Below are 13,041 nucleotides of genomic sequence, written 5' to 3'. Positions count from 1 at the left end.
ACGGCGCCGACTCGTTCTACGCGAACAGGAAGATGAGCACGCTGACGGCCATCGCCGCGAGAATCATCGAGGCGGCGAACGCGCCGCCCATGGCGACGACGGCGTTGGCGTGACTGGCGAGCGTCTCCGTCCGGTCGTTGCCGAAGACGGTCACCTCGACGCGTTCGACGGCCATCCCCGCCTCGACGGGTTCGACGTCCGAGAGCGCCTCGCGGGTGAGCGCGACGATTCGCTCCCGGAGTTCCGTCTGGTCGAGGCCCGCGCCGACCTGATTGTCCGCCTTCACCGTGTTGACGATGTGGGTGTCCGTCGTCATCGCCTCCGCCACGTCGACCAGCGAGTCGCCCCCGTCTCCCTTCTCACTCTCGCCACCCGCTTCGGTGAGGTCCGAGACGATGGCGTCTCGCAGACCCGGCTCCATGTTGTTGCCGTCGACCAGCACGTACGCCGTCGCCTGCCCGTCCACCTCGGTGACGGCGACGCGGATGCCGAGGGGGCCGATTCCCTCCGCGGGCGTCCACGGCGTCTCCTCCCACGCGACGCCCATCGAGAGGGCGCCGCGCGGCGCCTCCGACAGCGCTTCGCCCGCGCGGCCGGCGGCGGTTATCATGTCGAACGAGCGCTTCGACCCCGGCGTGACGTGACCCAAGTCGGGGCCGCTGAGGCCGTCGTTGCTGTTGTGGGCGTCCACGAGGAGCACGTCGTCCAGTCCGGTCGTCCGCGCCTCCGCCGCCGCCGAGAGGCCGACGGCGTACTCCACGTCGTCGGCGAACGCGGGCGCGTACGTGGAGACGAGCACGGCGTCGTCGCCGAACGCCTGCCCGAGCATCTTCGCCTCGCCGGAACTGACGGTCGCGCTCCGCGTCGCCTCCGACCCGTACTCGATTCGGTCGTGGGCGGCGTCGGCGGCTTCGAGGATGGTGTCCACTTCGCGTTCGGTGACGAGATTGAAGTCGTGGCCCGCGGTGGCGTGCGGCGGGAACGCCAGCCCCTCGGAGCGGGCGGCGACGCGTTCGGGGAAGTTGCCGCCGCCGATTTCGCCCATCGGGCCGGGGTGGATCATCGGCAGGATGAACCGCGCCTTCTCCCCGTAGCCCGTCCGGAACGAGAGCACGGTGACGGGGACGATGGCCTCTTCGCCGAGTTGCTCGAAGAACTCCTCCAGTTCGCGGGAGCCCTCGGCGATGTGGCCGATGAACCCGCGGAGGAAATCCAGCATCGAGACGCCGAGGCTCCGGCGCCACGGCCGGTCGACGACGGCGACGAAGACGTAGACGCCGAAGGCGTAGACGGCGCAGGTGAGGCCGAGGAGGAGGAAGTGGTTCGGCCCGATGTACGACAGCGCCGCCGGCGCGTGGTCGGCCCGCGAGAGGTACGGTAACAGGTATGCGTCGAAGATGGGTCCGCCCACCGAGAGGAAGGTGAGCGTACCGCTGTAGATGAACAGGAGCACCGCCGCCGCCGCAGTCTGGAGACTCGCCGGCACCGCCGCGACGAGCAGCGACGACCGGGAGACGGCCATGACGACGAGGAGGCGGAAGGCGAACGTGGAGGCGAGGGCGACGACGAGGGCGTCGAAGACGAACCGCTGGCCGAGGCCCGTGAACACCGAGACGATGGCCGCCGCCGTGACGATGGTGACGATGAGTATCTCACAGACCAACGCGAGCAGCGACGACCGGTTCGGAGTGAGCGTGCCGCCGACGAAGCGGTCGACGCCGGAGGTGCCGAACGCCGCAATGACGGTGGGGATGCCGATGAAGAAGATGCCCTGCCAGGCGTCCTTGCCGAGGAAGAGCAGGCCGCGCCACGTCCGCATCGACTCGCCGGAGTCGAACGCGGCGACGCCGGCCATGGCGGCGATGAGGAGGGCGAACGCGAGGCTGGTGTACCAACTGGGCGCGCGGAAGATGTACCGCGACAGCCCCGCCAAGTCGCTTTGAGTGGCAGTCATGGAGAGAGAATCCGGAGACGCTCGTGAGCGCCGGTGTCAGGACTCGCAGACGGTGAGGAAGTTCTCGAAGACGGCCTCGCCCTCTTCGGTGTGTGCGACCTCCGGATGCCACTGGACGCCGTAGAGGTCGCGGTCGGCGTCGCTCATCGCCTCGATGTCGCAGACGTCGGAGCTGGCGGTGTGGGTGAACCCCGTCGGCACCTCCTTGACTTCGTCGGCGTGACTCGCCCAGACGCGCGTCTCGGGGGCGAGCGACCCGACGAGCGGGTCGTCCTCGTCCAAGATGTCGACGGTCACGTCGGCGTAGCCGCCGTAGTCGCCGCCGCCGACGCGGCCGTCGAGTTCGGCGGCGAGAATCTGCATCCCCAGACAGATGCCGAGCACCGGCACGTCGAGGTCGAGGTAGTCTGGGCAGTTGCCGATGCGGTCCATGTCCGGGCCGCCCGAGAGCACGATGCCGTCGGCGTCCAACTCCTCGGCCGGGGTGTCGTTGTCCACGAGGTCGGTGTCGACCCCCAGGTCGCGGAGCGCCCGGTGTTCGAGGTGGGTGAACTGACCGTGGTTGTCGATGACGACGATGCGAGTCATCAGTTGGAGGGAGGTATTCGGTAGGCGGGCAAAAAGCGTCCGGAACGAGGCGGCGGTCCCGCGCGGGCGTCGGTGGGGAGTCACGAGGACAGCCGCGAGCGCCGAACCCGGCGACGGCACGGGAACTCAAGTCGGTCGGTCCCTTCCGAGGAGACGTGGACTTCCCGCGCACCCGCCCCCGCGCCCGCCCGGCCGTCCGCGCCGTCGTCGGTCTCGCTCTCGCCCTCGTCGTCCTCGCCGTCTTCGTCTCCCTGACGGGCGGCCGAGCCGTTCTCCGGGCTCTCGCGCGAGCGGACCCCGGCGTGGCCGCCGCCGCCGCTCTCGCCGGCGTTCTCGCCATCTCGCTGTGGGGCGAGTCGCTCCGGCGCGCCCTCCGACGGACGCACCCCGTCGGCGGCCTCCGCTACCGACTGGCGTACCTCTCGGGGGACTTCGCCCGGCAGGTGCTGCCGATGGGTCGGCTGAGCGGGTCGGCCATCATCGGCTACGCCGTCTCCAGGCCGTTCGACCTCCAGTACGAGGAGGCGCTGGCGGCCGTCACGGTCACCGACCTCCTGAACCTCCTGTCGGCGGTGACGGTGTCGGCGGTGGGGCTGTCGTTGCTCTTCGAGTCCGCGACGGGCGACGTGGCGACGTTCGTCGCCGGTCTCGCGGGCGCCCTCGTCGTCGTCGGCGCCGTCGTCTACCTCGTGGCGCGGCGGCGCGACCTGCTCGAACGCGTCGTCGTCGCCGTCGTCGCCGTCGGTCACCGACTCGCCGCGCGGGTGGGCGCGACGACGCTCGAACGCCACCTCCACCCTCACGCGGTCGAGCGTCGCGTCGAGAGCTACTTCCGCACGCTGGACGCGGTGGCGGCCGACCGGCGGCGCGTCGCGTCGGTCGCGTGCTTCGCCGCGCTCGGGTGGATGTCGTTCGCGGCCTCGCTCGCGGGTGCGGGGGTTGCGCTCGGCGTTTCCGTCCCCGTCTCCGCCGCCCTGTTCGTCGCGCCGGCCTCGGGCCTCGTCGGGTGGTCGCCGCTGCCGGGCGGGTCCGGCGGCGTCGAAATCGCCGTCACCACCGGACTCGTCGCCACGACGGGCGTCCCCGTCGACGCCGCCGCCGCCGTCGCCCTCCTCTATCGGGTGTGTAGCTACTGGTCGGTCGTCTGCGTCGACGCCGTCGCGACGGGCCTACTCGCCACGCTGTACGCGGAGTGAGGCGAACTCGACGGTCAATCGTCCTCCGCGTCCGCACCGTACCGCTCGGCCGCCGAACTGAACCCGAACTCCTCCGTCTCCCGCGACCGACGCTCCTCGCGCGCGGCGAACGCCTCGGGGTCCGGCGAGGCGTCGTCGTCGACGCGGGCGAACGACTTGTGCACCTTCGTGTGGCACCACCGACAGAGCGCGACCGTTATCTCGTGGGAGGGGTCACCCTCCGCGTCCCCGTCGCCTCCCGACCCCCCGTACGAGAGGTGGTGTTCTTCGAGGAGGGCGCGCGCGCCCGCCTCGTGGGCCATGCGGACCTCTTCGAGGCCGCACCGGACGCACTCGCGGCCGTCGGTGGTCGAGCGATAGTGCGGGCAGTCGCGGAACTCACGTTCGTCGGCGGCGACGCAGGCGTAGTCGTCGGCGCGCCGGGCGGCCGCGAACGAGGGGTCGTCGCCGGCCCGGTCGAGGGCGAACCGGCACCGGCCGTCGCCCGTGAGGTGGTCGCAGACGCCCGCGTGGTCGTACGGGTCGTCCACGCCGACGGGCGTCCCCGTGGGCGTCTTCTCCATGGGCGTCGGTGGGCGCCGACCGCCTTCAACTCGGGGGGTCGGAACCGACCGTTTATATCACAATCGAGCGACCTCGAAATAGATGGGAGCTATCGCAACTTTCGAACTCGACGGCGAGGCGTTCGCGCTGGGACGCGCCCTCGCCGCCGTCCCGTCGGTCCGTATCGACCTCGAACGGGTCGTTCCGGTCGACGGCGGAGTACTGCCGTACGTCTGGGTCTGGGGGAGCGGGGCCGACGAGTTCGGCGCCGTCGCCGCCGAGACGGAGGGCATCGCGGAGGTGCGGCGCGTGGAGTCGTTCGAGGACGTGACGCTGTATCGACTCCGGTGGGACCCCGCCCTGGACCGATTCACCGCGGCCATCCTCGACGCGGACGCGACCGTATTGGAGGCGTCCGGCACCGCCGAGGGATGGCGGTTCGAGTTGCGCTTCGAGACCCGGGAGAACCTCGCCGACTTCCAGACGTACTGTCGGGAGCGCGACATCCGCGCCACCGTCACCAGGGTGCAAAGCCTGCGCGAACTCGAAGCGGAGACGTACGGGCTGACCGAGGCGCAGCGCGACGCCCTGAGAGTGGCCTACGAGTCGGGCTACTTCGCGGAACCCCGGGAGACGACGGCCGACGAACTCGCGGGGCGGTTCGACGTCTCCGGACGGGCGTTCTCGGGACGACTCCGCCGCGGCACGCAGCAACTCGTCGGCAGTACCGTAGTCGAGAAACCCGGTCCCGGTGACCGCAACGCCGACGCGGCGGACGCCGACGGGCGAACGGGCCCCTGACTTGAACCTCTTCGATTGAGAACACCAGCGCTCATCCCGTTCTATTCGTTACTATCGGGCGCCCGTGACCGAGAGTGGCGGCGCGGCCCGACCACCCGCGGGACGACGGGACAAGATCCAATGTATCGAAAAGACGCGGACGCGGCGGAGGGGAGCAGAGGTCCGAAATCGAAGATGGGGATGCCGGAGTACGTCGACGCTCTCGACGGCGGGGGGTCGCTCGCGGCGAGCATCGTCGAAGCCGTCGCCGCTGTCCGCGACGTCGACCCGATGGAACTGCCGTCGCTCTACGAGGCGGGCGTCGACGTCGAGGCGCTCTCGGCGCTGCTCGAGGGACCGAGGGCCTCCGGACTGCGGGTCGAACTCGACCTCTACGACTGCCTCGTCGTCGTCGAGGCCGGACGTATCTGCGTCTACGACCCGGTGGGAATGGGGGGCGTCGGGTCGGCGAGCGCGGGTGCCGCGGCCGCCACCGACGACTGAACGTTCCGACGGCCGTCACGCCGTCACGCATCACGCCACGCCGCCCGTCGGGGGGACGGGCGGTTCTCGTCGTCGAGATTCGGCGCGAGAGATTTATGTATCCGCTGGATGACACCCCGGTCGTGCACGTCGAACACCGCCGGGACGGAACGCCCCGCACCCTCGCCAGCGACGTGGAAGTCGCGGACAGTTTCCTCTCGAAGTCGCGCGGCCTGATGTTCCGTCGGAAGATTCCCGACGACTACGCCCTCGTCTTCGAGTTCGGCAGCCCGGACAGACGGAGCCTCCACATGGTGTTCGTCCCCTTTCCCATCGACGCCCTGTGGTTGGTCGGTGAGGAAGTGACGAAGAAGAAGCGCCTGCGCGGGTGGGTCGGCATCGGCTTCGGACTCGCCGACCGCATCGTCGAACTGCCGGTCGGGGCCGCCGACGGCGTCGAACGCGGCGACACCGTCCGACTCGTCGAGTGACGCCCCTCGGACGGGCGCGAATCGAACGGCGAAAACTGTCGGGAGGGGCTGGTTTAAGTACGTCGCCGGTAACGGAGCGTGTGAGCACATGACTCGTGGTCGATTTATTCGGGGGTAACCCCACAACACCCCTCGCATCCGTTCTGGATTCTGACGACACGGTACAGCTACTAGATACGACGCTGCGCGACGGCGAGCAGGCGCCGGGCATCTCGCTATCCCCCGAGGAGAAGGCGGACATCGCCCGCGCGCTCGACCGGGCGAACGTCCCGTTCGTCGAGGCGGGCAGCGCCTGCACGGGCGAAGGCGAGCGCGAGACCATCAGGCGGGTCACGGACCTCGGTCTCGACGCGACGATAACCAGTTTCGCCCGCGGCGTGCAGAAGGACGTCGACCTCGCCCTCGACTGCGACGTCGACGGCGTCACCATCGTCGTCCCCGCCAGCGACCGCCACGTCGAGGACAAGGTCGGCACGACGCGCGACGGCGTCGTCGAGACGACCGGCGAACTCGTCGCCTACGCGAAGGACCACGGCCTCTGGGTCGAGGTCATCGGGGAGGACGGGTCCCGCGCGGACCTCGAATTCCTCGTCGACATCGCGGAGTCGGCGCTGGACGCCGGCGCCGACCGGACGTGTTACGCCGACACCGTCGGGCACGCCAGCCCCGAGACGACGTTCGAGTACGTCTCGGCGCTCGCGGAACTCGGCCCGGTGTCGACGCACACGCACGACGACCTCGGACTGGCGATGACGAACGTCTACGCCAGCCTCGCCGCCGGGGCCGACATGGTCCACGGCACCGTCAACGGCATCGGCGAACGCGCCGGCAACGTCGCCCTCGAAGAGGTGGCCATCGCGCTGTCGCACTGCTACGGCGTCGAGACGGCCAAACTCGACGAACTCTACCCGCTCGCGCAGAAGGTCGCCCGCTCGACGGGCGTCCCGCTCCCGCCCAACAAGGCGGTCGTCGGCGAGAACGCCTTCACGCACGAGAGCGGCATCCACACCGACGGGACGCTGAAGGACGACGCGATGTACGAGCCCTACGCGCCGGAAACGGTGGGTCGGGAGCGCCGCCTCGTCCTCGGCAAGCACGCCGGGCGCGCCGGCGTCGCCGCCGCCCTCGACGAACACGACGTGGACGTGAGCGACGAGGACCTCGCGGCCGTCGTTCAGCGCGTGAAGACGCTGGGCGACCGGGGCAAGCGCGTCACGGACGCCGACCTCCTCGCCATCGCCGAGGACGTGCAGGGCAGAGACCGGAACCGCCGGGTCGAACTGCTCGACCTCACCGCGGCCTCCGGCGGCGGCACGCCGACGGCGTCGGTTCGCCTCCGCGTCGACGACGACGAACGCGTCGCGTCGGGCACCGGAAGCGGACCGGTCGACGCCGCCGTCGAGGCGGTCCGCTCGGCGCTCGGCCCGGACGCCGACGCGCAGTTGGACTCGTACCACGTCGACGCCATCACCGGCGGCACGGACGCCGTCGTCACCGTCGAAGTGGAGATGTCCTACGGCGACCGCTCGGTCACCGTGGCGACCAGCGACTCCGACATCACGCGGTGCAGCGTCGAGGCGATGGTCGAAGCGCTCGACCGACTGCTCGTCGCCGCCGACGACGGCTTCGACGGGACCGCCGAGTCGCCGCCGCGCGCGGACGACTGAACCCGCGTCCTCCGTTCTTCCCTTCTTATCGACGCTCGTCCGCGAGGAGATACGTTGACCCCGGACGGCGCTGGAAGCGCACGTCCGCGTCGCCGTCGAAGCGCCTCGCGGCGTAGTCGACGACCCGCGCCGTCCGGTAGTCGGTGACCTCGATTCGGTGCGTCCGTTCCGTGCCGTCCGCCGGTCGCTCCGCGGCGAGCGCGTTCATACTCTAACGTTCACGAGAACGGATAAGTAAGCGAGCCTAGCGGGGCGGAAGTGAAGTCGGAAGACGGCGTCGGGGCGGGACGTGGACGGGTCGAACGGGGTCGAAGCGGCATCGAACGGCCGCGCGTGTCGGAGAGACCGCTCAACCCGAGATCGTCTTCGACACCCACCCGGTCGCACCGCTCGGGTACGGCCCCCCGTTCTCGCGCGGTTGGAGCGTCCCCGTTCCGTCGGTAGCGCGGACGACGACGGTGTGCTCCGCACCCGGATTCTCGTAGGTGTACTCCCACTGCCGCCACGCGTCCTCGGCCGCGTCGCCCTCCTCGTCCGTGCCGGCGGGGAGCGGGTCCGACAGCGTCGCGTCGGTCCACGTCTCGCCGCCGTCGGTGGAGACTTCCACGCGGTCGATGCCGCGCACGCCGGCGTAGGCGTGCCCCGCGACCTGAATCTCGCCGTCGCGCCGGTTCGTGGCGTGGAGTTTCGCGACGGTGTTCACCGGGCCGGTGCCGTGCCACCCGCGCTTCTCCCAGAAGCCCTTCTCGGCGTTTTCGAGGACCTCTATCTCGGTTATCCACTTGGTGTTGACCTCGCCCCAGTGGCCGGGGATGAGCGCCCGCACGGGGTGGCCGTGCGCCCGCGGGAGCGCCTCGCCGCCCTTCCCGTAGGCGAGAAAGCCCGTCTCCAGGGCGTCGAGCGGAAAGCCCACGAAGTAGTCGTCCGCCGCGCGGAGCATCACGTAGTCGCCCTGCGGGTTCGCTCGTTCTAATATTTGAGAGACGGGGACGCCCGTCCAGAGGTCGGTGTCCATCAGCTTCGCGTTTATCTTGTCGCTGACGCAGCGCAGCGTGATGAACCGCTGTTCGGCCCCCATCCCGCGCAGGTCCTCGTAGCCGAGCGTCAGTTCCTCTCCGACCGCACCGGTGACCGAGAGCGACCACTCCTCGGCGCTCACCTTCGGGTCGACGTTCCCGATGTCGACGGTGTAGAAGTCGTCGCCGCTGACGAGGCTCTCCAATCCCTCGACGTTGAGCGCGCGGGTCTCTGCTTCCTCCAAGTAGCGCGCCGTGACCTCCGGGTCGCCGAAGCGCGCGTCGGCCTCCTGTTCGCCGTCGCCCTCGTTCGCTCCCGGATCCGCGTCCGCGGCGTCCGCTCCGCCGCTGCCGCCGTCGCTCGCGTCGCCCGCCTCGACGCTGGCGCTCGAACCGCTCGCTCCGTCGGCGTCCGCGGGGGCGGGCGACCGACCGAGGAGGACGCCGACGGCACCGACGCCGACGGCGGTACCGACGCCGCCGAGCAGTTGCCTCCGTCGCACCGCGTCGGCGCCGCCCGACGGGGCACCAGTCGACGCAGCGGCGAGTTCGGCGCCCGCGACGACGAGCGCAGCGCCGACGCCCGCGCCGAGCGAAAGCGTCGGCGCGCCCGTGAGCAACGCGGTGACCCCCCACGCGAGCAGGCCCGTCAGTCCGACCGACGCGAGCGCGGAGTCGAGGCGGCGTCCGACGGCCAGGCCCGCCAGCGCGGCGGCCGACAGAAGCGCCGTCGCGAGCCCGAACGCCATCGCCAAGTTGAGCAGTTGGCCGAAGTGGTCGATGCCGGCGAACGTGCCGAGCGTGGTGATAGCGAACCGGAGCACCGCGTCGGGCACCGTCCGCGTGAGAAACGCCTCCACCGGCGCGACGACGAACGACGGGGTGAACCCGGCGGCGGCGTACGACCCGGCGACGGCGGCGATTCCCGCGAACAGGGCGACGAGGAGCCTCGGCCCGCGACGCCACTCGAAACGGTTCCGTGCCATAACGGAAGGAGGAACGCGAACGGGATGTAGCTTGTTCAGATTCTCTCCCAAATTCCAGTCGGCTTAGTGACTGTTTCGGAGACCGTTACTCCGACCGGTCGTATCCCTTGAACAACACTTACACCCGGGACCTCCGATGCGAGGTCGTGTCACTCGCGGATACGGTTCCCGGAATGCGTCCGGGGTTGACGAGCAGGAACGTCGTCGTCGGACTCGTCTATCTGGTCTCGGTGCCCGTGCTGCTCGCGTTCTTCCCGGTGGTGGTCGGCCTCGTCGTCGGAGCGAACGTCGGCGGGGCTGCGGACAGACTCTCGTCGCTACCGGGGGGCGGGGTGGTCACCGGCGTCGCGGCGGGCGCGTACTCGGTCGCGCTGTTCGGCGTCCTCGACGCCGTCCTCCCGACCGGCGACCCCCCGGAGCAGACGCAACAGCGCATCGGCGGCGTCGGGACGACGGCCGCGGCATCGGCGTCGACGGCGACGCCCACGTCCGAGTCGGTGGCGACAGATACCCCGACTTCGACGGCGACATTCACTTCAACGGCCACTCCTACGCCGAATCCAACACCGACGCCGACTCCTACCCCCACTCCGACGTCGACACCGACTCCAATTCCCGCTCCGACGCCCACCCCTACCCCCACTCCGACGCCGATGCCCGCGGTGATGAACGACGAAGTGGACATCCCGCCGCTTCCGGCGGACGGCGACTACGACTGTAGCCACTTCGACACGGGACGGCAGGCGCAGGAAGTGTACGAACGCGACACCAGCGACCCGCACCGACTCGACGGCGACGACGACGGCGAGGCCTGCGAGTCGCTGTAACGGGGCGGTTCGCGAGGGACCGACCCCGAGCCTCCCTACCGCCGTTTCAGCCGCCTCGCGAGTCCGGCGCTCGTGACCATCTCGACGACGCCGAACGCGACGGCGGGCACCGACGCGATGGGCGGGAGACCGGCCGCGACGACCAGCGCTGCCGCGACGGCGAAATCGCGCATCCCCACGGACAGCGTCGACGCGATTCGCGTCGGCCGCGGGACCGAATAGCCGAGGAGGTATCCGAGGCCGTATCCCACACCGTTCAGCGCGACGGCACCGAATCCGACGCCGGCCAGAAGCGACGCGTTCGAGCGAACGACTTCCGCGTTCGCGGCCGTCACCGCGCCGATGATGAGAATCACCATCAACGCCGACATCGCCGGATAGTAGTCATCGTAGCGGCCGATTCGGTCGGGGAAATGGGTCCGCGCGCCGATGGCGATCAGCATCGGTGCGACGACGGCCACGAGTAACTGTTCGACGACCGGTGCCGTCGGGACGTCGATTCCGCCGAGGAGGAGCGCGACGACGGCCGGGATGAATCCCACGCTTCCGACGCCGATTGCGACCAACGCGGTCGTCGACAGCGCCGTGTCGCCGCCCGCGAGTTCGGTCATCACCGGCGTCACGAGTTCCGGCGTCACCGCCCCCAAAATCACGAACCCGACCGTCAGTTCCGCCGAGAGGCCGAGGCCGGTGGCGATTCCGAAGGCGACGAACGGCATCGCGACGTGCCCCGCGAGGACGAGACCGAGCGCTCGGGCGTCGACCTGTCGGAACTGTTCGATCGAGAGCGTCAGCGAGATACTCCCGATCATCACCGCGAGAACGAGCGTCGAGGCCCGCGTGACGACCGACACGCGGGGGAACGCGATGCCGACGCCGACCGAGAGCAGAATCCACAGGAGAAGATAGTCCTCGACTGCGTCGGTCAGGGTCATCGAGCGAATCGTTCCGCTGTCGGCACCGTCGCGGTATCATCGTGTCGGACTGGTCGGGACGGCGCCGGACGGTTTCGGAGGTCTCTCGCTGGGGTGACGTGTTGGAAAAGCGCCGAGGGTGAGATTTGAACCGCGGTCGCTCACCTCCGTTCGCTCCCTGATTCAAATCTCACGTAGCGCTACGCGACGACTCACGCGTACCGCGGCGCGACGAGACGCGCCGCTTTGTGGGTGAGTCTGTGAGAAGACGCCGAGGGTGAGATTTGAACCACGGTCGCTCCCTGCCGGTCGCTCCCTGATTCAAATCTCACGTAAACGTGACACAGCGAATCAGGCGTGGCGAGAGACACGAAGGTCTCTCGCGGGCTGAGTTCGCTGAGAAAGCGCCGAGGGTGAGATTTGAACTCACGTGTCCGAATGGACAGTAGATTTCGAATCTACCGCCTTGGCCAGGCTAGGCTACCTCGGCTCGCATCTACACGTGGAACGGCCCGAGTTTAATCGGTTTCGATTTCGGCGGACCACGAGGGTGCGACCCGGAGTACTAAGTCCCACGACCGCGCGAGGACCGTATGGATATCCCCGAAGCGAGCGAGGCGTGCGGCGACGTCCTCGCCGAGGTGTCGAAGGCGGTCATCGCCGACCGAGAGTTCCTCGAACGGGTCATGCTCGGCGTCCTCTCGCGCGGGCACGTCCTCCTCGAAGACGTCCCCGGAACCGGGAAGACCCTGAGCGCCCGCAGCGTCGCCACCGCTCTCGGCCTCTCCTTTTCCCGCGTACAGTTCACGCCCGACCTCCTCCCCTCCGACGTGACGGGCACGAACGTCTTCAACGAGCGCGAGAAGTCCTTCGAGTTCTCCGAGGGACCCATCTTCGCCAACGTCGTCTTGGCCGACGAGATAAACCGCGCGCCGCCGAAGACGCAGGCGGCCCTGTTGGAGGCGATGGAGGAGGGGCAGGTGACGGTGGACGGCGAGACGCACGACCTCCCGAAGCCGTTCCTCGTCATCGCCACGCAGAACCCCGTCGAGAGCGAGGGCACCTTCCCGCTCCCCGAGGCGCAGATAGACCGCTTCGTCGTCAAGACCGAAATCGGCTACCCCGACGCCGACGGCGAGGTGGAACTGCTCCGCCGGCGCGTCGGCCGCGAGGCCCGCAGTCCGAGCGTCGGGCCCGTGCTGAGCAGAGACGAGGTGCTGGACGTGCGACTCGTCCCGGAGGACGTCCGCGTCGAGGAGGACCTCCTCAGATATATGGCGGAGGTGGCGCGGGCGACGCGCGTCGACCGCCGCGTCGAGGTGGGCGTCTCCCCGCGCGGGACGCAGCGACTCCTGGAGGCGTCCCGCGCCCGCGCCGTCCTCTCGGCGCGCGCGTTCGTCACGCCCGACGACGTGAAGCGCGTCTCCCCCGCCGTCCTCGCGCACCGCCTCGTCCTCACGCCGGACGCGCACGTCAACGACGTGAACAAGGGCGACGTGGTCGACGACGTGCTCGGCCGGGTGGAGGTGCCGACGGTGGAGTCGGAGGCGTCGGAGTAGCTCTCCGAGGAGTTTTGCGGTCGCGCGACGCGGTCCG

13 protein-coding genes and 1 tRNA gene are annotated in these 13,041 nt (G+C 69.7%); 7 read left to right on the top strand and 7 right to left on the bottom strand.

The window, feature by feature from the left end; genetic code table 11:
- Positions 1-16: 16 nt before the first annotated feature.
- Positions 17-1,954: a DUF2070 family protein gene (locus NDI79_RS06070; protein WP_310927544.1), complete on the bottom strand. Its 1,938-nt coding sequence runs from the start codon at positions 1,952-1,954 to the stop codon at positions 17-19.
- A 36-nt stretch (positions 1,955-1,990) separates the two neighbouring features.
- Positions 1,991-2,542, bottom strand: a complete 552-nt coding sequence (locus tag NDI79_RS06065; RefSeq protein WP_310927543.1) for a GMP synthase subunit A — start codon at positions 2,540-2,542, stop codon at positions 1,991-1,993.
- Positions 2,543-2,697: 155 nt separating this feature from the next.
- On the opposite strand from NDI79_RS06065, the gene NDI79_RS06060 reads away from it, so the two are divergent.
- Complete coding sequence (locus NDI79_RS06060; RefSeq protein ID WP_310927542.1) at positions 2,698-3,738, top strand: lysylphosphatidylglycerol synthase transmembrane domain-containing protein; 1,041 nt, start codon at positions 2,698-2,700, stop codon at positions 3,736-3,738.
- Between the two features lie 14 nt (positions 3,739-3,752).
- On the opposite strand, the gene NDI79_RS06055 is transcribed toward NDI79_RS06060, so the two are convergent.
- Positions 3,753-4,301 (bottom strand): DUF7097 family protein, encoded by a 549-nt coding sequence (locus NDI79_RS06055; RefSeq protein WP_310927541.1) that lies wholly within the window; start codon positions 4,299-4,301, stop codon positions 3,753-3,755.
- Positions 4,302-4,383: 82 nt separating this feature from the next.
- On the opposite strand from NDI79_RS06055, the gene NDI79_RS06050 reads away from it, so the two are divergent.
- The 4 genes from NDI79_RS06050 to NDI79_RS06035 all read left to right on the top strand — a co-directional run bounded on the left by NDI79_RS06050 (position 4,384) and on the right by NDI79_RS06035 (position 7,702).
- Complete coding sequence (locus tag NDI79_RS06050) at positions 4,384-5,082, top strand: helix-turn-helix domain-containing protein (protein ID WP_310927540.1); 699 nt, start codon at positions 4,384-4,386, stop codon at positions 5,080-5,082.
- 120 nt (positions 5,083-5,202) lie between these two features.
- The gene (locus NDI79_RS06045) at positions 5,203-5,565 is read left to right on the top strand and encodes a HalOD1 output domain-containing protein (protein WP_310927539.1); all 363 of its coding nucleotides are present in this window, start codon (positions 5,203-5,205) and stop codon (positions 5,563-5,565) included.
- Positions 5,566-5,660: 95 nt separating this feature from the next.
- A complete protein-coding gene (locus NDI79_RS06040; protein ID WP_425499574.1) occupies positions 5,661-6,035 on the top strand; it encodes a DUF192 domain-containing protein in 375 nt (124 codons plus the stop codon).
- 95 nt (positions 6,036-6,130) lie between these two features.
- Positions 6,131-7,702, top strand: a complete 1,572-nt coding sequence (locus NDI79_RS06035; RefSeq protein ID WP_310927537.1) for a (R)-citramalate synthase — start codon at positions 6,131-6,133, stop codon at positions 7,700-7,702.
- A gap of 25 nt (positions 7,703-7,727) precedes the next feature.
- Here NDI79_RS06035 and NDI79_RS06030 read toward each other — a convergent pair whose 3' ends face one another.
- Together NDI79_RS06030 and NDI79_RS06025 are read right to left on the bottom strand one after the other, a co-directional pair.
- Positions 7,728-7,910, bottom strand: a complete 183-nt coding sequence (locus NDI79_RS06030) for a hypothetical protein (RefSeq protein ID WP_310927536.1) — start codon at positions 7,908-7,910, stop codon at positions 7,728-7,730.
- A gap of 141 nt (positions 7,911-8,051) precedes the next feature.
- Positions 8,052-9,704 carry a molybdopterin-dependent oxidoreductase gene (locus NDI79_RS06025; RefSeq protein ID WP_310927535.1) on the bottom strand — a complete coding sequence of 551 codons (1,653 nt, stop codon included), beginning with the start codon at positions 9,702-9,704 and terminating at the stop codon, positions 8,052-8,054.
- Between the two features lie 146 nt (positions 9,705-9,850).
- On the opposite strand from NDI79_RS06025, the gene NDI79_RS06020 reads away from it, so the two are divergent.
- The gene (locus NDI79_RS06020) at positions 9,851-10,531 is read left to right on the top strand and encodes an excalibur calcium-binding domain-containing protein (RefSeq protein ID WP_310927534.1); all 681 of its coding nucleotides are present in this window, start codon (positions 9,851-9,853) and stop codon (positions 10,529-10,531) included.
- A 35-nt stretch (positions 10,532-10,566) separates the two neighbouring features.
- Here the strand turns inward: NDI79_RS06020 and NDI79_RS06015 are convergent, their stop codons facing one another.
- Together NDI79_RS06015 and NDI79_RS06010 are read right to left on the bottom strand one after the other, a co-directional pair.
- Positions 10,567-11,466, bottom strand: coding sequence for a bile acid:sodium symporter family protein (locus NDI79_RS06015; protein WP_310927533.1), 900 nt, complete (start codon positions 11,464-11,466; stop codon positions 10,567-10,569).
- 384 nt (positions 11,467-11,850) lie between these two features.
- A tRNA-Ser gene (locus NDI79_RS06010) sits at positions 11,851-11,935 on the bottom strand.
- 103 nt (positions 11,936-12,038) lie between these two features.
- Between NDI79_RS06010 and NDI79_RS06005 the strand changes: the two genes are divergently transcribed.
- Positions 12,039-13,004 (top strand): AAA family ATPase, encoded by a 966-nt coding sequence (locus NDI79_RS06005; RefSeq protein WP_310927532.1) that lies wholly within the window; start codon positions 12,039-12,041, stop codon positions 13,002-13,004.
- Positions 13,005-13,041: the final 37 nt, after the last annotated feature.

This window comes from Halogeometricum sp. S3BR5-2 (assembly GCF_031624635.1).
Lineage (GTDB): Archaea > Halobacteriota > Halobacteria > Halobacteriales > Haloferacaceae > Halogeometricum > Halogeometricum luteum.
Note: the sequence above shows the minus strand (reverse complement) of the source record. Positions and strands in the feature narration are given on the sequence as shown.

What these genes read in the sequence shown, in the direction of transcription:
- NDI79_RS06070 (WP_310927544.1), bottom strand. Translation starts at nt 1,954, where the DNA reads ATGACTGCCACTCAAAGCGACTTGGCGGGGCTGTCGCGGTACATCTTC.
- NDI79_RS06065 (WP_310927543.1), bottom strand. Translation starts at nt 2,542, where the DNA reads ATGACTCGCATCGTCGTCATCGACAACCACGGTCAGTTCACCCACCTC.
- NDI79_RS06055 (WP_310927541.1), bottom strand. Translation starts at nt 4,301, where the DNA reads ATGGAGAAGACGCCCACGGGGACGCCCGTCGGCGTGGACGACCCGTAC.
- NDI79_RS06050 (WP_310927540.1), top strand. Translation starts at nt 4,384, where the DNA reads ATGGGAGCTATCGCAACTTTCGAACTCGACGGCGAGGCGTTCGCGCTG.
- NDI79_RS06045 (WP_310927539.1), top strand. Translation starts at nt 5,203, where the DNA reads ATGTATCGAAAAGACGCGGACGCGGCGGAGGGGAGCAGAGGTCCGAAA.
- NDI79_RS06040 (WP_425499574.1), top strand. Translation starts at nt 5,661, where the DNA reads ATGTATCCGCTGGATGACACCCCGGTCGTGCACGTCGAACACCGCCGG.
- NDI79_RS06030 (WP_310927536.1), bottom strand. Translation starts at nt 7,910, where the DNA reads ATGAACGCGCTCGCCGCGGAGCGACCGGCGGACGGCACGGAACGGACG.
- NDI79_RS06025 (WP_310927535.1), bottom strand. Translation starts at nt 9,704, where the DNA reads ATGGCACGGAACCGTTTCGAGTGGCGTCGCGGGCCGAGGCTCCTCGTC.
- NDI79_RS06015 (WP_310927533.1), bottom strand. Translation starts at nt 11,466, where the DNA reads ATGACCCTGACCGACGCAGTCGAGGACTATCTTCTCCTGTGGATTCTG.
- NDI79_RS06005 (WP_310927532.1), top strand. Translation starts at nt 12,039, where the DNA reads ATGGATATCCCCGAAGCGAGCGAGGCGTGCGGCGACGTCCTCGCCGAG.